The organism is Candidatus Eisenbacteria bacterium, assembly GCA_018831195.1.
In the GTDB taxonomy this organism is placed as follows: Bacteria; Eisenbacteria; RBG-16-71-46; order CAIMUX01; family JAHJDP01; genus JAHJDP01.
This window is the reverse complement of record JAHJDP010000096.1, coordinates 1-22,696: the sequence shown is the minus strand read 5'-3', so window position 1 is coordinate 22,696 and position 22,696 is coordinate 1. Positions and strand designations below refer to the sequence as shown.

16 protein-coding genes are annotated in these 22,696 nt (G+C 57.6%); 3 read left to right on the top strand and 13 right to left on the bottom strand.

The genetic code is table 11. The annotated features are described in order from the left end of the window. Positions 1 to 239: 239 nt before the first annotated feature. The gene (locus KJ970_16845) at positions 240 to 2,477 is read left to right on the top strand and encodes a right-handed parallel beta-helix repeat-containing protein (GenBank protein ID MBU2692584.1); all 2,238 of its coding nucleotides are present in this window, start codon (positions 240 to 242) and stop codon (positions 2,475 to 2,477) included. Positions 2,478 to 2,553: 76 nt separating this feature from the next. On the opposite strand, the gene KJ970_16840 is transcribed toward KJ970_16845, so the two are convergent. After that, the gene (locus KJ970_16840; GenBank protein MBU2692583.1) at positions 2,554 to 3,345 is read right to left on the bottom strand and encodes a zf-HC2 domain-containing protein; all 792 of its coding nucleotides are present in this window, start codon (positions 3,343 to 3,345) and stop codon (positions 2,554 to 2,556) included. Positions 3,346 to 3,420: 75 nt separating this feature from the next. After that, a complete protein-coding gene (locus KJ970_16835; GenBank protein MBU2692582.1) occupies positions 3,421 to 4,419 on the bottom strand; it encodes a hypothetical protein in 999 nt (332 codons plus the stop codon). Between the two features lie 253 nt (positions 4,420 to 4,672). Here KJ970_16835 and KJ970_16830 point away from each other — a divergent pair, with 253 nt between their 5' ends. Further along, a complete protein-coding gene (locus tag KJ970_16830; GenBank protein ID MBU2692581.1) occupies positions 4,673 to 6,952 on the top strand; it encodes a Na-K-Cl cotransporter in 2,280 nt (759 codons plus the stop codon). A gap of 61 nt (positions 6,953 to 7,013) precedes the next feature. Here KJ970_16830 and KJ970_16825 read toward each other — a convergent pair whose 3' ends face one another. The 5 genes from KJ970_16825 to KJ970_16805 are packed head-to-tail and all read right to left on the bottom strand — an operon-like array spanning position 7,014 to position 10,724. Next, positions 7,014 to 8,600: a hypothetical protein gene (locus KJ970_16825; protein ID MBU2692580.1), complete on the bottom strand. Its 1,587-nt coding sequence runs from the start codon at positions 8,598 to 8,600 to the stop codon at positions 7,014 to 7,016. 41 nt (positions 8,601 to 8,641) lie between these two features. After that, positions 8,642 to 9,919, bottom strand: a complete 1,278-nt coding sequence (locus tag KJ970_16820) for a radical SAM protein (GenBank protein MBU2692579.1) — start codon at positions 9,917 to 9,919, stop codon at positions 8,642 to 8,644. A 28-nt stretch (positions 9,920 to 9,947) separates the two neighbouring features. Further along, positions 9,948 to 10,289: a hypothetical protein gene (locus KJ970_16815; GenBank protein ID MBU2692578.1), complete on the bottom strand. Its 342-nt coding sequence runs from the start codon at positions 10,287 to 10,289 to the stop codon at positions 9,948 to 9,950. Beyond that, positions 10,270 to 10,554: a serine hydrolase gene (locus tag KJ970_16810; GenBank protein MBU2692577.1), complete on the bottom strand. Its 285-nt coding sequence runs from the start codon at positions 10,552 to 10,554 to the stop codon at positions 10,270 to 10,272. Before KJ970_16810 ends, KJ970_16815 begins: the two co-directional genes overlap by 20 nt. Next, positions 10,458 to 10,724, bottom strand: coding sequence for a hypothetical protein (locus tag KJ970_16805; GenBank protein ID MBU2692576.1), 267 nt, complete (start codon positions 10,722 to 10,724; stop codon positions 10,458 to 10,460). Before KJ970_16805 ends, KJ970_16810 begins: the two co-directional genes overlap by 97 nt. Positions 10,725 to 11,008: 284 nt before the next feature. Here KJ970_16805 and KJ970_16800 point away from each other — a divergent pair, with 284 nt between their 5' ends. Beyond that, entirely contained in the window at positions 11,009 to 11,983 is a 975-nt protein-coding gene (locus tag KJ970_16800; GenBank protein MBU2692575.1) for a class A beta-lactamase-related serine hydrolase, read from the top strand. A 26-nt stretch (positions 11,984 to 12,009) separates the two neighbouring features. Here KJ970_16800 and KJ970_16795 read toward each other — a convergent pair whose 3' ends face one another. From KJ970_16795 to KJ970_16770, 6 genes are all read right to left on the bottom strand, one after another. Continuing rightward, positions 12,010 to 12,705 carry a ribonuclease H-like domain-containing protein gene (locus KJ970_16795; protein MBU2692574.1) on the bottom strand — a complete coding sequence of 232 codons (696 nt, stop codon included), beginning with the start codon at positions 12,703 to 12,705 and terminating at the stop codon, positions 12,010 to 12,012. A gap of 89 nt (positions 12,706 to 12,794) precedes the next feature. After that, on the bottom strand, positions 12,795 to 13,019 hold the full coding sequence (locus KJ970_16790) for a hypothetical protein (GenBank protein MBU2692573.1): 225 nt from the start codon (positions 13,017 to 13,019) through the stop codon (positions 12,795 to 12,797). A 142-nt stretch (positions 13,020 to 13,161) separates the two neighbouring features. Then, positions 13,162 to 14,910 (bottom strand): hypothetical protein, encoded by a 1,749-nt coding sequence (locus KJ970_16785; protein MBU2692572.1) that lies wholly within the window; start codon positions 14,908 to 14,910, stop codon positions 13,162 to 13,164. A gap of 61 nt (positions 14,911 to 14,971) precedes the next feature. Beyond that, positions 14,972 to 16,105, bottom strand: a complete 1,134-nt coding sequence (locus tag KJ970_16780) for a hypothetical protein (GenBank protein MBU2692571.1) — start codon at positions 16,103 to 16,105, stop codon at positions 14,972 to 14,974. A gap of 460 nt (positions 16,106 to 16,565) precedes the next feature. After that, positions 16,566 to 20,570 carry an FG-GAP repeat protein gene (locus tag KJ970_16775; GenBank protein MBU2692570.1) on the bottom strand — a complete coding sequence of 1,335 codons (4,005 nt, stop codon included), beginning with the start codon at positions 20,568 to 20,570 and terminating at the stop codon, positions 16,566 to 16,568. Between the two features lie 373 nt (positions 20,571 to 20,943). After that, on the bottom strand, positions 20,944 to 22,281 hold the full coding sequence (locus KJ970_16770; protein MBU2692569.1) for an MFS transporter: 1,338 nt from the start codon (positions 22,279 to 22,281) through the stop codon (positions 20,944 to 20,946). Positions 22,282 to 22,696 lie beyond the last annotated feature (415 nt).

Here is a 22,696-nt window from a genome sequence, read left to right as displayed (position 1 = left end):
CCCCACATAATCCCCCCGGTCCCTAGGAGACCGGGGGGATGCTTATTGTTTGCGCTGTAACATTAATCCCTTAGGTGATTGCCCGCCGGTAGATTGGCCGGTTAAAAAATGACTTGTTGATAGTCCCTGCAGATTGTGTTATCTTTCCCCCGCATCGGAGATGAAGACATTATTCTTTCTGCTCCAGTTCATAAATATCCACGGACCCAGTATCAAAATCATGACAGGAGGGCAAGAAGATGAATCACCACGCCCGACTTCACGCTTTGATAATCACACTCATTTATAGTGGTTTACTTTGTACAATGTTCAGCCCTGCGGCGGCCTACACGTGGTATATCGACCCGCATGGCACGGGCGACTTTGCCACGATTCAGGATGCGATCGATTTTGCCGCGGAGGGCGACGTCATCGAACTCATTGACGGCACTTACCGCGGCGATGGAAACCGCGATCTCGATTACCTGGGCAAAGCGATCACGGTGCGATCCCTGAGCGATGATCCGTCTCTTTGCGTAATAAATTGTGAGGGGACGTACACCGATGCCCATCGGGGATTTTTCTTCCACTCGGGAGAAGGATCTTCGTCAGTTCTACAGGGGATCACCATAGAGAATGGATACGCCGCACACGATCCCTGGCCCTATGGAAACGGCGGCGCTATCTTCTGCGAGGGTTCTTCTCCCGTCATCAGCAATTGTGTCATGAAATACAACGAAGCCGCCGCGGAAGGCGGGGCGATCTATTGCTTTGATTCCGACATCGCGGTGAGTGCGTCCGTTATCCAAAACAACACGGCTCCCGATGGCGCCGGCGGCGTGCGAATCGAAGGTGGATCCCCCAGCTTCACCGACTGCCGAATTCTGTCGAACACCGTCACGGAAATGTATGGCGGAGGCGGGATCTATTGCGAAGCTTCGACCCCCACCCTTTTTGAATGCGAACTCAGTGACAATACGGCCTACTGGGCGGGCGGAATTGAACTCAGGGACAATAGCGATGCCGATATTACATTCTGCACCTTTTCCGGCAATGCCGCTACCAGTCCCTATGGTGGCGGCGGCTTGCTCTGTTTCGACTCTTCGCCGACATTGGACAATTGCACCTTCTTCCAAAACAGCGCGCCAAGTATGGGGGCCGGCATCGCCTGCTGGACTGTCTCCGCCCCTGTGCTCAACAACTGTATTATCGCTTTCTCGGATCATGGAGAAGCCGTCGGATGCGATGTCGACGCCGATCCCAGCTTGGCCTGTTGCGATCTTTTCGGCAATGCGGGCGGCGATTGGGTTGGCTGTCTCGCGAACCAGCAGAATGCAAACGATAATATCTGGATGAATCCCCGCTTTTGCGATCCGGGAAATCGGGATCTCACCTTACGCTTGGACTCCCCATGCGCACCCTTCTCCCCTCCCAATAATGATTGCGACTTGATCGGCGCCCGGCCCGTCGCCTGCGGGGCCGAGCTTTACTGCGGCGACTATGTCTGGGATTTCGATAGCTGCGAATTCTGCGGTTACGATGCCTACTTCGAGACCGGATTCACCGAAATGAATCACGATTGCTGGGTCGACCTCATTGATTACATCCTCTTCGTCGAGGCCTTCCAATCCCCGCTATATGATCCCAGCGGCGATTATAACGGCGACGGTGAGGTTACCGCTCAGGATGCCTTCATTTTTATGCAATCATATCATCAGCATGGTCCCGTCGAACCCTGTGAAACCTGCGGCGTCGTCGACGCCGGTTTCGGGGGTAAGATCAGGGTGAACTTCAGCGCAGATCCCAATGAGGATATCGATCGGATCGACATCGATCCCTTCGTCCCAACCGAAGGATACGCGGTTGTCGAGAATTGCGCGGGCCTCGCGGGGATAACCGCCTGCATCTGGGCGACGTGGAATATCGCCATCGATGACATCTGGTATGTGATGGGCCTAAGCCTAGGAGATGGCTCGGCCGTCATCACTTCGCCTCTAAATGGCGGAGCGCATTCGATTTTGGAAATAAGCTTTCACACTACCGACATCAATCCCGGCTACATTTGGTTCGACGCTTGCGGCGATCATGAACTCGGGTGGATCGAGTACTCGCAGCTGCGTCGCATGGGATTCGAGCTCATCAACGGCGGAGGCGTCAATGGCAACGCTCCCCCCGACTCGATCGCGGGCCCCGCGGCCGGCATCGAGGATTTACCGGAATCGCTTGAACCCCGCGCGATCATTTGCTGGCCCAATCCGGCCACAGGACAGTTCTCGCTGGCATTGGGGATCGAATCCGCAGAGCCGGCGACGGTTGCAATTTATGATGCCGCGGGACGGATCGTCCGGCGGCTCTATGACGGTCCCTTGCTGGCTCGTCAAAGACTTCAATGGGATGGCAGAGCAGACGCGGGGCACTTGGCGCCGTCGGGTATTTACTTTGTTCGGGTCGAGACTCCCAGCCTGTCTCGGAGCACGCGATTGGTGATGGTGAAATGATGTCGTGAAGTCAGCGCAAAAGGTGTCATCCGCCGGATGACTCTGTGCGGCGAGGAGTACCTGGGTGAAAATTAAGTTAGCTCGTCGGCCGCGCTATCTCCAATCCGACTGAAAACGGCCCATCCGGCACATTCTCGAATTCGGCGAGCCAGTAGGCCGCGCCTTCGACGGCCTCCAGCCGCAGCCGGCGTGGCGCGCCCGCGCCATCAACCGCAGCATCCAGCAGCCGCAGCACGGCGGTGGCCTGTGAAGTCCCCAGCAGAGCGGGATAAACCAGCACCGACACCAGCCGGCTCCGGGATTGAACGATCACCTCCCCTACAACATTCTCGCCTGAGATTAGATCGAGCTTGGCCGTCTCGCTGACGATCGGGTCGGTCTCGGAGATTTTCGCCAGTTTCTTCAGCGCCTCCTTGTCATCGGCCTGACCGCATTTCTCGGAGGCCTCCTCGGCCAGCCGGCGCGCGTCGGGATCGGTTTTAGCGTCGCCGACCCCGGTATAGGTCGGCACGAAAACAGCCTCGAGCACACGGCCGGCATCCGTCACATCCGCGAATTTTTCCGCGACTCGAACCATCGCCGCCGTGGCCAGCCGCCTGGAGCCGTTCAGAAACCCGCGAATCACCACGGCTGGGGCATATGACCCATCCGCCTGAGATTCGGCGGCAAATGCTTCCAGTCGCAGCTGGAACTCGGCGAGAAAGTCATCCCATGAATTGTCGAAGTCGCAGTGGATCTTCCGGAGGGCGAGGAAACGCTGGGTGCAGGGATCGCATTGGGCGAGATGGGCGTAGATGGTCATCGCCTCTTCGTCGCCGAGCTCCCCGGCCACAAACGCCGTGAGGCGCTCCTGCTCAGGATGCAACATTTCGCCTCCTTTGCGCCGGTGTCATCCGTGAGTCCTCATACCCTTCTACGCCCCCCGGAGCGGAGTTCTCGTGGCTTACTCCGTAAATGGAAGCGGGCTCCGCTTGCGGGACGACGGATGCAGATAGGCCTTCTTGACCCGCTCCTTCAGCGACCAGGTCCAGTCGGCCACCGAGCGCCGCTGATCCTTGCCGAAATACTCCCGCAGCGCCGACCCGGCGATGACGCGCTCGATGAGATGCGTGAAAAGCTTCAACGACGTCTTGTCTTTCTCGAAAAGCTCGCCCCCTTTAAGGACAAGACGCCGATCAAGCGGACGGCGGACCTGTTGTACATAGTCGGCATCGAGCCTCTGCACCCGCGTGATCTCCTCCAGCATCTCATCCGCGGCGGCGCTCAGCTCCAGCGGACCGACCTCGCGCACGACGCGGTCGGGATCGCCGGTCACGGGGGCCTTCCCGGCCAACGCGCCGGCCGCCTTCGCAGGACCCGCCGCTTCCCGCTTCGGCTTCCCCCATAGGAGAATGCTGTACCCAAACGAAATCTGCTGATGCGGATAGCCGCCGTAGCGCAGGAAGATCGCAAAGAGCTCCAGGAAGGTGCGGGATATGGGCGGATGGTCACCCGCCCGGCCGCTTCCGGCGGCGCCGAAGGGGTCGAACCGCCCCTTCCCCATGATCTCGGCGAGGGAAAGGGGATGATCCTGCAGCTCCAGCAGACTGAGTTCCCCCTGAGGATAGCTGCTTCCGTATAACGCCGAGTTCTCGGAATTATACTGCGGCGCCAAGTCACTCTTGCGGTGAAGGAATCGCTTGACCACATTCTTGGCGAGCCCGATGGCGAAAACGCGCAGGGGGTATTCAGGATTGAACCGGTCGAGGCGCCTATACAAATATATTCGGACTTCCTGCAACGCCTCGTCGACCGAGACATCGGACCGGGTTCTCAGCTGCCCCTGCAAAAACGATCGCAACGCCGGTTCGATTGGCTCCAACAATGTTTCAAAGGCGGATGCGTCTCCGGCCAAAACCTGCGCAACCAATGCTGCTTCCCTTTGTTGCTGCTCGGCGCTCACGCTTGGATTATTCCTCACTTCATTGGAATGGCCGGCCGATCATTCCCGCACCGATAAATCTTGCCGGCCGGGCCCGTCCGATTAAAGATGCCTGATCCCCGACAAGTTTACCTGAATTTCATCCCGCCGCCAGGCTGAATTCCCAGGCCGTGCGGCGAAATTCGGCAATAATCTTCAGTTGGCAGTCTGCCATGCTTGCAATTCCAGCCTCAGCCTATTTAGTCTGCTCTAAACAGTGTTTGGGGAGATGTGTATGTTTGGAAGAAGCAAAAAAAACCAGGTTCCGAGCGACGGGAAATTAGGCACTTTCCTGGGAGTCTTCACGCCGACAATTCTCACTATTCTCGGCGTGATCATGTATCTTCGATTCGGCTGGGTGACGGGACAGGTAGGTCTTGTCAAAACCCTCATCATCGTCGCCCTCGCCAACGGTATTACACTCATAACAACATTGTCATTTTCCGCCATTGCGACCAATATCCGATTGGGCGGCGGCGGCGCCTATTACATTATATCCAGAAGCCTCGGCCTGGAATTCGGCGGCGCCATCGGACTTCCCCTCTTCCTCTCACAAGTATTCTCCGTGACGCTTTACGCCTTTGGTTTGGCCGAATCGATGCGGATTCTTTGGCCCGACGTTCCTGTTCAACCAGCCGCATTTGTTATCGTGATCGCCGTCGGAGCTCTGGCCTACCGCGGGGCGCGCTTGGCCCTAAGCGTGCAGACGCCGATCCTTTTTTTCATCGCCCTATCCCTCGGCGCCTTGGTGTTCGGAGTCCTTTTCGGACCCGGCGTGACCGCGGTGAGCGATCTGCCGGCGCCTCGCTCTGATTTCTGGGTCGTCTTCGCCGTATTCTTCCCGGCGGTGACCGGCATTATGGCCGGTTTGGGACTTTCCGGCGATCTCAGAGATCCCATTAAATCGATTCCGCGCGGCGCCATCGGCGCAACCTTGGTCGGATTCATCGTCTATTTGTTGATCCCTTTCATATTGATCAAAGGCGCATCGTTTGAAGCCCTGCGGCAGGAGCCCCTGATCTGGACGAAAATAGCCCCCTTGGGCGCTATCCTGATTCTTCCCGGTTTGTGGGGCGCCATATTTTCATCCGCCGTCGGCTCAATACTCGGCGCTCCCCGCACCTTGCAGGCCATGGCTTCCGACGGATTGGTCTTGTCATTTCTCGGACGAGGATCCAAAGGAGGGTCCGAGCCGATTGTTGGACTTATCGTATCGATCATCATCGCGCTTGCCGCGGTCATGCTCGGCGATCTCAACGCGGTCGCTCCCGTCGTGACGATGTTCTTTCTGACCGTCTATGGGATGGTGAACCTTGTCGCCGCCGTTGAATCGATTTCGGGCGATCCTTCATGGCGCCCGCGTCTGCACGTTCATTGGGCTTTTTGCCTCCTTGGCGCGGTAGGCTGCTTTGCCGTGATGTTCCTTATCAATGCCAAGGCCGCCGTCGCGGCGATTATTATTGAAATTCTCCTCTGGGCCTTCTTGGCCCGCCGCGAACGTCAAGCCGGATGGGGTGACGTGAGGCGGGACATTTATGAAGCCCTCATCCGCTGGTCGCTCGTACGTCTTTCCCGCCGCCCGATGACCGCCCGCAATTGGAGGCCGCATGTCTTGGCCTTTGTCGACAGCGCCGAACGGCACCTCGATCTTATCCGCTTCGGCACCTGGTTCAGCCAGGGCCGCGGCGTGGTCACCGTTTGCGAGCTTGTCGTCGGCGATCTCATCATGGAAAAGATTGACTTCCGCGAAAAAGAAGAAAAGATCAGTCGAACTCTAAAACGCGAGCGTCTTGTCGCATTCGGTGAAGTGGACATTGTTCCCGATGTCATTTCCGGAATCACTGATGTTTCGCAGGCGAATGGCATCGCCGGCCTCAACAGCAATACCATTCTGCTGGGCTGGTCACGGAATCCGGAGAAAAGGGTCGATTTTCTGCGTGTCGTCAACCGACTCGAGAAACTCGGCAAGTCGGTCATTATCGGTCGGATTCAGCCCGGCCTCATTCCGCGGGAAAATGAAGAACGCATTATTCATGTTTGGTGGGGCGGTCTAAAGCACAACAGCGATCTCATGCTGTTGCTGGCGCATCTCATTACACGCAATCCGGAGTGGCGCAGCTCGCAAATCGTGATTCTCAGCGTGGCTTCAAATGAGCATATGAAGGCGAATACCGAACATTACCTTGAATCCCTCATCCCCGCTATTCGGATCGTGGCGGAAGTACAGGTAATGATTGCCGAAAAGGACAGGACCATTAAAGAAATCATCAGCGAGAAAAGCGCCGAGGCCGATATCGTCTTTCTAGGATTGGACCCTCCGGAAAACGACAAAGATATTATTAAATATGCGACATATTTGGAGGAATTTTCTGAACCACTTCGTACCGTCTTTTTTGTAAAGAATTCGAGCCTGTTTGTCGGTCAACTTGTACAGACGTGGGATGAGGTCGCGGCGGTGTCACCTGAAACAGAGAACAAAAACAGCGCACCACAAAATACAGATCCCGGGGTTTGAATTTGAGGCCGGCCCCAATTGCGACGGCATAACCGACCGGGGCAATGCGGACCGGATTTCATCATCGACGCTCCTCCTGATCCGCCTCAGGGCCCGGATCCTGCTCCGACTCACGGCCCAGGTCCGTGGCCGACCGCAGTGTCCGCGACTCGGTCATCTCGCCCGGACGCCGGAAGCGCCGGTGCAATGTCTCAATCGCCACCAGGTGCGGGCATCCCGCCGCTTCAAGAATCCGCCCCACATTGCGGCTGGGATTTTCGAGGATCGCCCAGAGCAGATCCGACTCGCGCACGACGGAGCTCCCCGCGATGCGCGCATTGGAGCGCGCCGTGTTGCGGCAGATCTCGGCATTGCGCGTGTCTTTACGGGAAACCGCTCCTTTACCCCCACTCTTGCCCCGTGGCAAATGTCTCGCGATGATCTCCCGCACGTTTTCCGCCGAGCTGCCGCACGATGCCATAAGCCAGCTCGTGATCTCCCCCTTCGCCGCGCAGAGACCGTACAGGATGTGGATCGTCTCCCCATGTTTCAGCGCAAACTCATCCGCCAAATCCCGCGCCTGCCCATAAGCCTGCCGCACCACCGGTTCGTCAGGAATCAGCATGGGTCGCACCGCGCCGTACGGCGGCCGCGCGGCGGCGATGTCAACGGCGTGAATCTCATCCGTCTTGTTAAAGAAATCCTGCGACCTCTTTTGTGCCGCCTCAAAATCGAGGCGGCGCGGCCCCTGGCAGACACCCGTCGATTCCAGCACGAGAATCTCGCCCCGCTCCACCCTCTCTTTCAAAGCGCGATGGCCGGTGAGAATCGGCCGGAAGCGATGCGTGCGCTCACGCCAGCATCCGAGGAAGCCGTGGTTCGGCGCCTCTTCGATGCCGCCGGTGAAGAATACCAGCGGCTTCAGCCCCAGCGCTTCAAGGACGGATGCGAGAAACACTGTCATGTCGAGGCAATTCGCGGCCCCTTGCAACTCCCACGGATGAGTGATCAGCCGGTGCGGCGGACGGATCTCCTGATAGCTCGCCTTGCACCATTCATCGAAGACCGGCCGCGGCGCGTCGTAGGCGATCGATGTGTTTTCAATGAGCCAGTCGTAGACGGCTTTCATGCTTGTGCGAGCGGCGTCCGGCTTGCCGGCGCCGATAAGATCTGAGAGTGGCGAGGATCCCGTCTTTTTTGTGTATGTGGCGGATGCCGCATTTGCGATGCGCTGGATCATCTCCTCCCCGGGCAGCACATGCGCCGCCACGGAGATTCTCGCCTCGCGGCTGTGCGGCCAATGCCAGCATGGGATAAGGGTGATGGGGAGTTTAACGAAGGTTTTATTGACGGATTGGAGTTCTAGCGTGGCGCGGGTCGGGGTTGTGAGGCGTTCGAGATAGACATCGAGGCCTTCGGGGAGTTCCGGGAACACGTCCAGGCCCAGAAGGCCGTTCTTCCAGCTGGTGGATGTGGAATAGCCGATCTCGCTGATCTTAAATTGCAGGACCGTATCAGAAGCCGACTGATCGAGTGAGTCATCGGTCTCGATTTTCAGAACCGGCCCCATCCCAGAAATGTATGCGCTGTAACCATACGCGGGCAGGTAGTGATAGGTGATGGGCTGATCAAAGGGAGTGTTTACGAGGCCCGCGGTCGTTATTCTCATGTTCCATTCCTAATCCAGCAGGATACACTTATCATATTGCATCAGAGCATATCATTAGCGGGTGGCATTATTAACCTTTTCTTAAATTCACCAATAATCTGCCTTTTTCTTATTAATCCAGTTACCTGGGATTTAATCTGCAGCCGATGGAACCTTCTCTTCATGGTTTCTCTGTCAATTTCTCCATCCATTAACGCCGCCCGTGTCCCGGGCCGTCTCTGAAACCGGTACACTTCTACATAGTCAAAGCGCAGATCATCCAGCAAGCTACAGGTCTCTTTAAAATCACGATCTGACTCAGTCGGAAATCCCACCATCAATTGTGTCCGGATGAGGATCTCAGGAAATTCACGGTTCAGTTGGCGAACAGCTTCTTTGTATTCGCTGATTCTGTAGCCCCTATTCATCAGCCCTAAAATCCTGTCACTCCCTGATTCCGCCGCCGTTCCGATATAGGATATCTTTCCCGTTCGCAAAATCTCCTTCAGCCCGGGCATCATCATGATGAGGAACCGCGGATTAATGTTGCGTAATCTCATCTTGAAATCGCCCGGCAATTTGACCAATTCTCTGAGGAGGACGAGAAGATCCATTCCTAAATCTCTGCCATAGGCCCCCACATCTGTTCCTATGAGTCCAAATTCCCTATAGTTGGAGTCGAGTCCCTTTTCGGCCTCTTCCATGATGCTGTCGATGGATTTGCTCTTCACATTTCCACGGCTGAGCTTCACGCCGCAATAGGAACAGGCGTTGAGGCAGCCCGTAGATACCTTTATAGGAAAGATCCCCGGCCCATAGACATTGACCGCGCCGGCAAGTTTGAGTCGCATCGAACCGAGAGAGTGCTTTTTTATAAATTTGAGGGTCTCTATTAAGACCCCTCTGCCCTTGGATGCCCTTCGATGGCCGCTCTCCTCATCAAAGCGGAATCCGGGGACCAGGAAATTGGCCTGGAGTTCTTTTGCCTTTGTTTCACAGGCAAACAATTCGTCAAGTTTTGTCAAGTCATCCGAACCAAAGGTGATTCCCTGGTAAACCTCACGGACCCGGCTTTCGTTGATCTTGGGCAGACAGCCCCATACAAACAGCTCCGCGGATGGCCTTTTCTTGTCCTGCAAATACTTGATTATTTTTATGGAGTATTCCTCAGCCTCTTGGGTGAGTCCACAGGCATTGAAAAAGATAAAATCCGCCTGCTGAAGATTGTCTGTGATAATCCATCCGTTCCGCTTGAAGAACTCGACCAACCTGGCAGAGTCGATACGATTCTCAGGGCAGCCATTGGTCGTGACGTAGACGGAAGAAGTGGAGTTCATCATCTGGTTCCGTTTAAATTTGGCATACTAGCTAGCTATCGGGTTCCGACTGCGGCGTCTCAGGAACATAGGGCGAGTCTAAAGGAATCACCTCCCATTTCGAACCGGGTGAAAAGACATGGTGGGCCGGAATGCGATCGGCGACCTCGTAGACCACCACATTCTGACCGGTAGAAGCGTCGCGAATCATCCAATCCCTCAAATAAGTTAATGCCAAAACCTCGCTGCTGACCATGAAATAGACTTCATTCAGCAGGTCGAGAACCGTTTTGTCGGGTCTAATCTGAATAAACTCGGTCAGATGATCGATAAAACCTCCATCGCTGTCAAAACGAAATGCATGCCCAATAGACCTAAAGTGCAGTGACTTCATAAACAACGCACATTTGAAGATTATAACATGAGTTGGGATTATTTGCGACTGCATGTAGGCGCCGGAACGCATCGTTATCGTCGCCCCGCGTATGCGTCATGCCGGCCGGTGCGCAAATCCGATCCTGAAGCTGTTCGGCATAGCTGGCGCCGCCGGCGCGTTCAATGATCAAACCCAGCAGGAAGTAGCCATATTTTTTGTTGGGAATTCCTGCAGCCAGTCGGACAACTTGTCTTCGAGAGTCAGCTTGCCGGGTTCCTCCAATTGATAGACAAGCAAAGTAGTGATCGGCTCACCTCCCACCGACACGAGCACCGTCCCCGAGAACTGTCCATTGGCGGCCAGGGCATTCATGACGGCCGCGATCTCAGCGCGCTGGCCATCTGAGACCACCTCGCTGGAGCGGCCCGGCCCGCTTGATAGTATCAGGAGCATGATGGCGGCCCCGATGGGGCCAAAGGCGGGAAAAATCGCGTGGAGTTTCTACTACGATTCATGAGCGTCTACAGTGGCCTATCGATCGAAGTTCGGACCCTTCCTTCCGTCGAATTATTTCTTCCGTTACAACCACTAGAATATGGAAGTTCTCGTCCTGAGGTCAAAGAATACCGAGCGGCTGAACAAATTTCTATTGCTGGAATTCTTTGATTTATTCTGACAGGAATAGCGGACATAATCAGGAGATGAGGAATCCATTCCCACTTCATCGGTATGAATTTTTGGAACCAGAACGGGACATCGGCATGTCAGCTCCTGACAACTCGAAGAATATCACTCCAGCAAGCACTCTCCCCCGCCGGACTTTTTTGGAGTTCCTGGCGATCGTGCCGCCGGCTCTGGCGCTTTCCCTCTGTTCTATTTCTGATGTCTTCGGCCAAGGGCATACCGATGCAGATCTCGAATACCAAATTGAGAGTTACATAAAAAAGCAGCGGGCCCGATCGGCCATCACCAGCGACGAGGAAACATCCTGGTCGATCTATGACTTCACGAAGTCCAAGAAACTCGTCTCGATTAATGAAGATGTCCCCCGGCAGGCGGCGAGCATGATCAAGCCTTTTGTCGCTTTGGCCTACTTCTACAAAGCGAGCGAGGACCGGAAACGCTATCCGTATAATTCAAGGATGCAAAATAGAATGCGGAATATGATTCAGCACAGCAACAACAGCGCGACCAATCAGGTGCTCGATATTCTCAGCAACAAGGGCCGCGGGCGTGGTCCCCAGGAAACGGAAGCCATTCTTAAAGCAAAAGCGCCCGGCATATTCCAGCAAACGAGAATAGTGGAACGCATCCCCGCCGAAGGATCCACGTACAGGAACATGGCCTCAGCCCATGATTACAGCCGATTTCTCTTTGCCCTCTGGCAGAATAGCTTTCCGTACTCTACCGAGCTGAAAAGATTAATGCTGCTGCCGAACAAGGACCGGATATACACCGGCGCCCGAAAGGTTCCTATCGGCACCCATGTCTACGATAAAACCGGAACAACGGCGCGCCTTTGCGGAAACATGGGTGTTCTCATCGCAAAAGGAAGGAACGGCAAAGAATATCCCTATTCATTGATCGGGATCATTGAAAAGAGAACGAGAACGAACAACCTAACCCGTTGGATTAAAAGCAGAGGTAATGTGATCCGCGAGGTTTCTAATATTACTTATGCCTACCTTCAACAAAAACACAACTTGATCTGAGACGGAACGCCGGCACCGATCACCGGCTACGGAATCCACTCATAGAACTTTGCCTTCGGAATCGGCTGAGACATCCAGGATTGATCGGGCTCCGGATCTTGAATAACCTCCTCGACCGATTTGAGCCGCGGCATCGGCTTGGAACTGACGTCACCCCGGCTCGTCACCCATCGGATCTGCCGAGCCTCCACGATCGCCTGAACGATGAGGTTGGTCATTTGGCAATCACCGAGGCAGTAGTCCATCACCTCCTGATGATGTCCCGCGCGCCATCGCTTGGGCGCGTCGGCGCCGTCCATGAGTTTCTCTTGTGCAATGTTCATCCCCTCGGCCACTTTCGCCAGCCCCACCGGAAAACCGGCCAGGTTGAAAAACTGGAACATGGGATCATAACTCTTCAGGGCGATCCGCGCGGCAAGGGCCATGTCCTCGGCTTGATGCCCGATCCATTTCAGATCGAAGCTCAGGCCATTCCAGGCGCAGACCATGAACTCCTTTTGCTGCATCTCATCGAGATACTCGAGCAGCTCATGCGCCCGTTCCCGCGTCAGATTCAGCGCCGGGCGCCCCTCCCCATCCTTCGAATACCAGATCCTTTCCTCACCGCCCATTATCGCCGTCGCCGCCACCGAAATGTGAAAGGGCGCATACTTCTCCATATCTTCATGCCTCTGCAGCTCGAAGATATCCGAGATCTCAATGTCAAAGCTTAGTAATTTCATGTCCCATCCAAATCTAGGAGGTCTTATCGATAAATTTCCGCCACTCATTGTGAGCATCATTGAGACGATTGGGAATCAGCAGCAGATCTTCAACATTGCGCATATAAGAAAGCCTCCCGGACCGCCTTTTGGATCTGATCTTCATCCCATTCGGGATGGATTTCTCGCAGCCAGGCTTCTTTTAACGCCCAGGCGGCGCGGTTCATGCCGAGGGCGATTTCGAGGCGCCGCTGGGGAGTCATCCGGCGCAGAATCTCAATTCTGATGCGTTCGACCTTGGCCCGCTCAATTTCCTGCTCTTTAAAGAGTTTCATCCGCATGGCCTTCTACTGTGCCCTATTCCGCTCCAATCAATGGCCCCTGGTCCGCCGGTCCGTTCTGGACCTTGAATTATAGAGCCTTTTGCCCAGAGGTCAAAGACTGCTCATCTTCCTGCGAATAACCGGCCTGATGCCATCACCGCAGCAACACCACCCGCCTCCCCACCTGCGCCTTCCCTGCCCTGGCAACGACAAAATAGACCCCGCTGGGCAGCTCCTCACCGTTATCATGGCACCGATCCCAGGTAAACCGATGCGGCCCGCCGTCGAAAAGGCCGTGTGCTACGACGCGCACAAGCCGGCCGGTCGTGTCATAGACGTAGACGCCGAGATTTTGAACCGCGCCCGAGTACACCTCTAACTTCAGGTCATTACAGACCGGATTCGGTCCCAGTTCGCTAATGTTGAGGATGCCCTTCGGATCCGAGGTTGTCGCAAATGTGAAGCAGCCGGAATAGTCTCCCACGTTGCCGCAGGGCGTCAGGGCGCAGACACGCCAGTAGTAGGTCGTCGACGGCTCCAAGAACCGGTACTTGTACTCGGTCCCCGAAATCTGGACCTCCTCCCCCTGACCGCAGGCCTTCCCGATCTGAATGCGGTACCCGCTAGCATGCTCCACCGGCTCCCAGCTCAAAACCCAAGACGTCCCCATTGAACCGGCTCCATCCGCCGGACTCAGCAGTACCGGCGGATCGATATCTTGGACATCCGTCATAAAGACATCACAAGCTGAAAATGCACCGGGAGTCTCGCACTCGTTCAGAGCTTTCACCCGCCAGTGATAATTGACGCCTGGATCAAGTCCCTCATAGGCAAATTGAGAAGAGGTAACCTCAACCTGTTCTCCGCCGCCACATTCTGGATCAAGCTGTACGACATAGGAGGTCGCGCCCGTGACCGGCAGCCATTCTAGAACGCCTGAGACGGGAACACAAATCGATCCGCTCTCCGGGGAACAGAGATGCGGTGCCGCCAGCGCCGCCGGACTGGCAATGAAGGAGCGGCACTCCGAATACTCCCCCCAGTCACTGCAGAGGCTGCGAGCGCATAACCGCCAATAGTAGGTTTCCCCAGAATCTAAATTCGTATACGGAAACCACCCCTCATTCGTGATGTATTCTGCACCGCTTCCACATTCGGTACCGATCTGCAGTCGATATTGGACGGCACGCTGGGCTGCCGCCCAATAGAGCCCAGCCCAAGATTGACAGATGAGTGCTCTATCCTCCGGAGAAGCAAGAGCCGGCGGCGAAGGCGCATCTGAGTCCGTCGAAAATAGAAAACAGTCGGAATAGTCTCCCCAATATCCGCATTCATTCTTTGCCTGCACATGCCACCAATGGCCAACGCCCGGCGTTAGTCCGGCCACGGGAAGCCGCGAGCTATTGACCACCGTCTCTGACCCTGCACCGCACTCCCATCCGATTTGTACGCGATAGCCAACGGCGCCCTCGACATCCGCCCAATCGAGGGTGAGCTCGGCGGGCAAACAGGAGGAATGATCCGGCGGTTGCAACAGGGTGGGGGCCGGCGTTTGGGGTTGGGTCATGAATTCGAAACAATCCGAGAACGGGCTCCAGTCGCCATTGTCACCTTGCACCCGCACACGCCATGAATAGACCTTCCCGGCCTCCAGAAACACGGCGGAAAATGGCGGCGCGCTCGCGGTATAAACCTGCCCTGCCCCACATCCCTCTCCGAACTGAACCTCGTAGCCCAACGCCCCATCCACGGGCCCCCAAACCAACGGAGTCCAATCGCCAATGCAATCTTGTCCATCGGGCGGATTGAGGAGGTCGGGTGGTGTAAGGCGGCTGTTTGCTGATAAACAGGGAGATACCAGAACTGGAATCAAAATTAGGGCCAGGATTGGTCTCGTCATCATTAGGCAACCTCATCCACCGGAAAGTGAACGATGGTGGTTTGGTTGGTGGGTGGTATGCAAATTACTGGAATCCAATCCAAAATGATAGGGTGTAATGTGAAACACGATCCAAACCCTCAGCCTGGGGAACGCTGGCGTAGTCGAATCTTCCGCCGATGCGGGAGAATTTTTCCGTTGAGCGGTCAACTCCAAAGCCCAGACCCCACGTGTCATCCGTGACTTCCCCCTCTTTATCGTCTATATATCCATGTCTTACCGTGAAAATACCCAAGATAGTCAACTCGGTGCCCCTGTAGTCGATTGCTCTATTGTAGTAACTCCCGTCGAAGTAGACATTCTCCCAATCGAGAGTAAGAACATTCCAACGAATCAAGTAGCCCAATGGCGGCATATGCATAAATCCCAATTCAAAAGCCAAACCGAGCCGGTCGAAGCGCATCAACGGATAACGCATATCCTCTGAAGGGAATTTGAGCGTGTGGTCTAGAACATTCTTCAGCATGTATCCGCCTCGGATTCCGATGAATGAGGGCGGCGTTCCCGCTGACGATCTCGATTGATTCCCATCCGCCCCCACATCCAGAGGTAGCCGTAGCACCATTAGAGTACCCAGATCCATGTCCCATGTACTGCAGGTGGCCGGCCCCTCCACCCCCCCTGCGCCAGCGGGCGCGAGGTCTAGATCGAAATACTTCAAATTTCCACCAATCCCCCAGCGAATATTCTTCTGCTCTGGGTTCATCAGTTGGATCACATCGATTCCCGCGCCCAACAAGGCCACAACTTCCCATGAATCGAAGGAACCAACTGCATGACCGTACCCGTCAACGATGGGCGATTCACCATAGGAGAGGTAGGCTACGTGGGCGCCGAGTCCAATCCCACGGTAGTGACCCGTTAGGCCGAAAGTCCGCATCCAAACATCATCCGCCAGATCCGGAACCAGCCGGGCAGCGGACCAAGGACTGAAATAAAAGGATCGGCTTATTCCCAGAGCTCCCGGATTCCACCAGTTGGCGGATGGCCCTTCTGCGATGGCGGTGAAAGCCCGTCCCATCCCCTGCGATCTGGCGTCTGGAGTGATGAATTGTGATACGGCGATGGTTGCACTCTGGCCGTGGACCCGAGGCGATGGAATCGAGAGCAAGATAAACACGGGTACCAACAGGTTGAGAATGTAGGTGCCGCGCCTCATACCCCCCCCTTCAGTTCATTTCACATAAAATTTGTTTATTTCGCACAATCACTGGGGTTTTCAGGAATCCGGTGAGATCATATCAGTCTGGGCGGTAAATTCAAGTCTTGTTGTAAGGCTTTTTGTAAGAATAGCGTTCCAATTGGGCCTTCCGCCATGGAGCAAACAAAAGCCAGGCGGAAGCCGGAATCCTCCGGCAGGCCGGGGTTAGCCTGAAGCAGATTGACCACGTTAAAAGCATCACGAGCAAATGTGCATTACAGCAATGCCGTGAATCTTCCAGCGGCCAGCTCCCGCAAGGACAGGGTGGTCACATCCACTGGGGCATCCTTCGGTAAGCGGGTCGGCAACCTTTGACCCGATTGGGTCCGCCCCGCTTCAGTCACGCTACGGGAGACGGGAGGGCCGCCAGTTTCACAACCCTCCCGTCCAAGAGCAAAAACAAGCCGATCCGCTAATCCTATCGACTTAGCACGATCTTTCTCGCCGCGACCCGGCCGCCGAACGAGAGCCGCGCGAAGTACACGCCTGCTGAAACCCGGGCGCCCTCGTCGTTGCATCCGTTCCATCGCGCCGTATGGCGGCCGACCTCGAGCTCCTCATCAACAAGATCCAAAACCACACGGCCCGACGCTTCGTAAATCGACAACCGCACCCGCCCGCGCTCGGATAATGTATAGGTGATCTCGGTCGCAGCCCCGAACGGATTCGGCGCGCCCGGCCCCATCCAGAGAACCGCCGCCGGGTTCATATCCGTCTCCACCGAGGAGACCACCCCGATCCTCACGTCCGCCTCGGCCGAATTGTTATCCGGCAGCGACAACCACGGCGATCGGGGAAAGAACGGCGACCTCGACATGGTTCGCACGCGCCAGTGGTAGAGAGTCGATGACGTCAACCCGCTCGCAAGCTCCGAGAGAGGTATCACGCTCCCCGCGCCGCTCGGGGTTCCTGTGTCGGTTAACGGACCGGTCAAAAGACCGGCGCCGTCAAAGGGTGTGCCGAAGGGCTTGATCTCGACCTGCAGGCAGACCATGCCGCGCCCGGCGGGTGTTCGACCGAGCGCCTTCAGCAGCACCGACGCGTCTGATAATGATAAACCAAGGATACAGATCGGCGCGGAGTCGTCGGGCCTGGCCTGGCGCGCGATCCGTTCGAGGCCGCCGCCTGAATTCCCATAGTAGACAAAAACCCGCCCCTCGTCCGTCTCACCGTTGTCGTAGCCTTCGGCGCCGATGATGACGTCCGAGTAGCCGTCGCCGTTCACATCGCCGGCCGTACCGACTGTCAGGGCGAAGCGAGCATCCGCCTGGTCGCTCTCCGCGATCCATGCGGCGATTGCGGCCAATCCAGCGGATGAACCGTGGTATACGTATGCACGCCCCTCGTCGGTTTGGCCGTTGTCATAACCGCAGCTGCCGACGATGACGTCGGAGTAGCCGTCACCATTCACATCACCGGCCGTACCGACCGAGCTGCCGAAAGACGCATAGTCCTGGTCGCTCTCAGCCATCCATGCGGGAGCCATACCGAGGCCCCCGGCGGAACCATGGTATACAAACGCACGCCCCTCGTCGGTCTGGCCGTTGTCGTAGCCGGCCGCGCCGATGATGACGTCAGAGTAGCCGTCGCCGTTCACGTCGCCGGCGGTACCGGCGGAACTGCCAAGGCGCGCATCCGCCTGGTCGCTCTCCGCCGTCCATGCGGCGCTGGCGGAAGGTCCACTGAAGGAGCCGTGGTATACATAGGCGCGGCCCTCGTCGACCTCGCCGTTATCGTACAACTCAGCACCGACAATGATATCCGAGTAACCGTCACCGTTCACATCGCCGGCCGTTGCGACAGAATGGCCGAAAGAGGCGTTCACCTGTTCCCCTTCCGCCATCCACGACACGCCGGCGACAAGACCAGCCTGTGTTCCGCGGTACAGGTAGACGCGACCCTCGTTCTCCTCGCCGTTGTCATAACCTTCCGCGCCGATGAGGACATCCGCAAAGCCGTCACCGTTGACGTCGCCGGCCGTACCGACGGAGCAACCCAGAAGCGCGCCGGCTTGGCCGCCATCCGCCATCCACGCGGCGCTCGCGGCCAGGCCATCCAGCGATCCGTTGTAAACGGTGGCGCGACCCTCGTCCTCCTCGCCGTTGTCATAGCCTTTCGCGCCGACAATCACATCCGCGTAACCATCACCGTTCACATCGCCGGCCGTACCGACGGAGCAGCCTAGAAACGCGCCGGCCTGATCACCATCCGCCGTCCAAGACGCGCTTGTGGCGAGGCCTCCCGGCAATCCGTGGTAGACATAGGCGCGCCCCTCGTTCTCCTCGCCGTTGTCGAACCATTCCGCGCCGACAATCACATCCGAGTAACCATCACCGTTTACATCGCCGGCTGTTGCGACAGAACGACCGAAGGAGGCGCCGGCATGGTCACTCTCGGCCGTCCACCCTGCATTCGCGGCAAGGCCCCCGGCCGATCCGTGGTAAACGTACGCACGCCCCTCGTCGCTTAGGTCGCTATCGTAGAAGACGGCACCAACGATGACGTCGGAGTAGCCATCACCGTTCACATCACCGGCCGTTCCGACAGATTGGCCGTAAAGCGCCGTCGCCTGGTCACCTTCCGCCGTCCACACTGCGCCTGCGGCCAAGCCCCCAGACGATCCGCAGTACACGTACGCCCGCCCCTCATCGGTCTGGCCGTTGTCGTAGGAGTCGGCGCCGACGATGACATCGGCATATCCGTCTCCATTCACATCACCGGCCGTTCCCACAGAGTTGCCGAAATGCGCACCCGTCTGGTCGCTCTCAGCTGTCCATGCCGCGTTCGCGGTCAGGCCCTCCAAGGAGCCGTGGTAAACATACGCGCGTCCTTCCGCAACTTGGCCGTTGTTGTAGAAGACGGCACTGACGATGACATCCGCGTAACCGTCACCGTTCACATCGCCGGCGGTCCCGACGGAGAAGCCGCACTGCGCGCCCGCCTGGTCGCTCTCCGCCGTCCACGCCGGACTCGCGGCCAAACCTGCCGAAGAGCCATGGTACACGAATACCCTTCCCTCATCGCCCTGGCCGTTCTCGTACAAAGGGGCGCCGACGATAACGTCCGCATAGCCGTCACCGTTCACATCGCCGGCCGTCCCGACCGACATGCCGAAATGGGCGGCCGCCTGGTTGTACTCCCCCATCCACGCCGCGCTCGCGGCGAGACCCCCAGGAGAGCCATGGTACACATAGGCCCGTCCCTCCGTGTTCTGCCCATTGGCGTACCAAGGAGCGCCGACGATGATGTCCCCATACCCGTCTCCATTGACATCCCCAGCTGTCCCGATAGAGGTGCCGTAGCGGGCGTTTTCTTGGTTGCTCTCCCCAGTCCATGCCGGGCTCGTGGCCAGACCGCCAGCCGATCCGTGATAGACAAACGCCCGCCCCTCATCGGTTTGGCCGTTGTCGTAGGGAGCCGCGCCGATAATGACATCCCCGTAGCCGTCGCCGTTCACGTCGCCGGCCGTTCCTACATGTTCCGCAAATGCAGCGCTCTGCTGGTTGCTTTCCCCCATCCACGCCGGGCTCGTGGCCAGACCGCCGGCGGATCCGTGATAGACAAACGCCCGCCCCTCATTGATCTGGCCGTTGTCGTATCCGTAGGCGCCGACGATCACATCCGAGTAGCCGTCGCCGTTCACATCGCCGGCCGTCCCGACCGAATAGCCGAAACGACAGCTCGCCTGGTTTCCCTCCGCCGTCCAGGACGGGGTCGAGAGCAGAGGATCCACGGTCAGCGGATAGTCCGCCTCCTCATCGGTGATCAGAATCGCGAGCTGGCGCCCCGAATGGACAAGCCGCGAGGGCAGCGTGGCGCCGGCCGCATCCGTCACATGCAATCCTCCGTAACGCAGTGCCCGCGCGCTGTTCTCGTCGAGAAAGTCAATCGCGCCGTCCTCGGCCGCGGGAGCGGCGTGGAGGTTCCCGCCCCACTCCCCGCGGATCACGAGGTCGCCATTCCCGCCGGGACGTGCATGAATTGTGAAACCCTGTTCCAGACCCTGTTTTCCGTTTTCGTACCACTCGTCGAGCCCTTGACGCCGATAGATCACTCGCGTTCCGTTCGCCTGCGGCTCGACCATCTCCGATGACACCTCCACGGGTCGATCCGCCCGGCCCCAGTGCGTCGATCGCCAGCTGAATCGCCAAGCCGGTTCGCTCTCCCCCATTCGCGGCACGAGCTCAATCCGATCGTTATGAAAGTATGTCCTCAGGTTCTGCGACCGGTTCGGAGCCTGAAGCCCCGCGGCGTTCACCGACGCGTGATATTCCTCCCGCTCGATGTTCGCGCACACGGTCCGCCACCAGGCCTCGTCCGCCCCCGCGCTCCTGACTGCGGCCTCGTCTGGACCGATCAGCCCGGTCACGTGAGGCGCGGATACCAAAATCATCAAAAACAGTAACCCCAGGCAGAGTTTCATGGATCTCCTCCTATTCAACGCATGTTGATGCATTATCCAACAACGCTCCCGGCAGCATTGTGAATTGGCCACCAATCTCCCTCGGCCTCACCGGATTCGCCTCAGGATACAAAGCAATGATGGCAAAGGTGCATTACGCGAAAATTACGCGGATCGCGCCCCAACCGATAAATCTCCATGCTGGAAACCCAAGCTGCGGCTGTCGTCCTTCAGTGGGTACGCACGGCCAAGCCTCCGTGTCGCTTGAGGGGAAATATTCTTGGGAGAGGAAGTTGGACAAAATTTGGGAAAATCATCCCACGAAGAGCGAGAACGGAGCGACAAAGTGAACGATGCGTTAGATTTTCAGGTTGGCAGGTGCTGCCATGGCTGCTCAGTCTATCTCCGCATCCTCATCACCCCCCATCCCACCCACCAGCGGATGCTGCAGCGCGCCCGTGTTCGGCCGCAGCGCGACGGTGCGCGCCGGGATCGATGCGGCGGATACCAGCGGCCCCGAAACCCGCAGGCGCATCAACAGCACCAGCGTCAAAATCCGCGCGATCCCCGACAGGCCGAAGATCTTGTGATAGGCCGCGGCCGTGCTGCCGAGCGCGCCGAGCAACAATCCGCCGATCAAGGCTCCGCCGACAAGGGCGGCGGCGTTGGTGAGATTGAAAAGGGTGAGGAGACTGGTCCGCTCGGAATGATCGATGCGCTCGAAGAAGAGCAGGAAGACGGCTAGCTCATAACCGCTCCAGATGATCCCGCCCACGACCTGCACGCACAGCAGATAGACGAGATTGTGCGAAAAGATCCAAAGCGCGGAGAGCGGAACAATGCCCGCGCCGCAGACAAGCAGCAGCTTCTGGCTCCCCCAGCGGCGCGCCAGGTTTCCCATATACGGATAGGCAGCCATCTTGGCGATGAAGGCCGTGGCGACAATGGTCAGGAAGCGCAGATACGAGAAGTGCAGCTCCCCGAGCATATACGGCGTGAAGAAGGGCCCCGCGATCTGCACGGCGGTTTGCAGGGCCAGCAGGTAGACCAGCAGCCGGCCGTCGGCGCCATGCCGCATCCGGCGGATGAGATCAGCGAGGCGCACATCCCGCTGATGATGCGGCATCGGATACGGCTCGCTCTGCCGCGCCAGAAACCAGGTCGACGCGCCCCGGCTCAATCCGGCCAGCGCGAACAAGACCGCGAAGACCGTCAGTTCAATCGAGGCCCCCAGATGCAACGCCAGCCCCGCTCCCACCGTTCCCAGCAGGGCCGCCGCCTGGCAGCTCCGCCCGCGCACCGCGAAGTAGCGCGCCCGGATCGTCCTCGGCACCAGCGTTTCCACCCAGGTGTTCCAGGCCGGCCCCGCCCCGAGGTTGGTGCCCCAGTAGAGCGCGGCGATCAGGAAAAGCAGCGCGTCGGGAATCCGGCCGGCGACGGCGGCGATGAAAAAGCCGAGGAAGCTCGCCGCCTGCAGTGAGGCGCAGATGACGACCCAGCGCTTGTGTGATCGCAGGCGCCGCACGGCCAGCGGCGAGACGAGCTGCAGCAGGGCGCCGGCCAGCATCGGAATGGCGACGATCCATCCGGCCGCGACCTCGCTCATGCCGATGGCTAGGGCGAAGGCCGGCACATAGGTCTCCCCCAGCCCCAGCATCAAGCTGTAGGTGACCCCGTCGCCGTAGACGTATCTTAGATCCCTGCGCAGGCAGGCGTCAGCTTCAGTCCTCATCTGGCGGATTCTATATCATTATCACGGATGCTGCAGGGGGGTGTATTTGTGAGCCGGCGACAACGGATTCTTTTGGTGCCGATATTAGCCTCAGTTGCTTGAGGAGCCGATCCAACCCATCCGTGCCAATCTATCCACCGCAAGTGCGATCTGACGTTCAGTGAACTGCCTTTTCCTGTCATTCCAGTCATAAGTCCTGCGCACAACTTCTTCAGGAGTCGTAGCGTGCTCTTTGCAGATAACCCAGTGAATCGTGGATAACAATTCTAGTCCGATGTATCGCACCCGGTTCTTTGGACACAAGAATTCCTTACGCAGCCTCTGCTTGAGCGCGGTCACGGCGCGCCTGAGCGGGACTGCGGAATCCCAACTTCTCGATCAACCAATCTTGGTTATAGCTTTCAATGAATGCCTG

What these genes read in the sequence shown, in the direction of transcription:
- KJ970_16830 (MBU2692581.1), top strand. Translation starts at nt 4,673, where the DNA reads ATGTTTGGAAGAAGCAAAAAAAACCAGGTTCCGAGCGACGGGAAATTA.
- KJ970_16815 (MBU2692578.1), bottom strand. Translation starts at nt 10,289, where the DNA reads ATGAAGTCACTGCACTTTAGGTCTATTGGGCATGCATTTCGTTTTGAC.
- KJ970_16805 (MBU2692576.1), bottom strand. Translation starts at nt 10,724, where the DNA reads ATGCTCCTGATACTATCAAGCGGGCCGGGCCGCTCCAGCGAGGTGGTC.
- KJ970_16790 (MBU2692573.1), bottom strand. Translation starts at nt 13,019, where the DNA reads ATGAAACTCTTTAAAGAGCAGGAAATTGAGCGGGCCAAGGTCGAACGC.
- KJ970_16785 (MBU2692572.1), bottom strand. Translation starts at nt 14,910, where the DNA reads ATGATGACGAGACCAATCCTGGCCCTAATTTTGATTCCAGTTCTGGTA.
- KJ970_16840 (MBU2692583.1), bottom strand. Translation starts at nt 3,345, where the DNA reads ATGTTGCATCCTGAGCAGGAGCGCCTCACGGCGTTTGTGGCCGGGGAG.
- KJ970_16775 (MBU2692570.1), bottom strand. Translation starts at nt 20,570, where the DNA reads ATGAAACTCTGCCTGGGGTTACTGTTTTTGATGATTTTGGTATCCGCG.
- KJ970_16780 (MBU2692571.1), bottom strand. Translation starts at nt 16,105, where the DNA reads ATGAGGCGCGGCACCTACATTCTCAACCTGTTGGTACCCGTGTTTATC.
- KJ970_16795 (MBU2692574.1), bottom strand. Translation starts at nt 12,705, where the DNA reads ATGAAATTACTAAGCTTTGACATTGAGATCTCGGATATCTTCGAGCTG.
- KJ970_16845 (MBU2692584.1), top strand. Translation starts at nt 240, where the DNA reads ATGAATCACCACGCCCGACTTCACGCTTTGATAATCACACTCATTTAT.
- KJ970_16825 (MBU2692580.1), bottom strand. Translation starts at nt 8,600, where the DNA reads ATGAGAATAACGACCGCGGGCCTCGTAAACACTCCCTTTGATCAGCCC.
- KJ970_16820 (MBU2692579.1), bottom strand. Translation starts at nt 9,919, where the DNA reads ATGATGAACTCCACTTCTTCCGTCTACGTCACGACCAATGGCTGCCCT.
- KJ970_16770 (MBU2692569.1), bottom strand. Translation starts at nt 22,281, where the DNA reads ATGAGGACTGAAGCTGACGCCTGCCTGCGCAGGGATCTAAGATACGTC.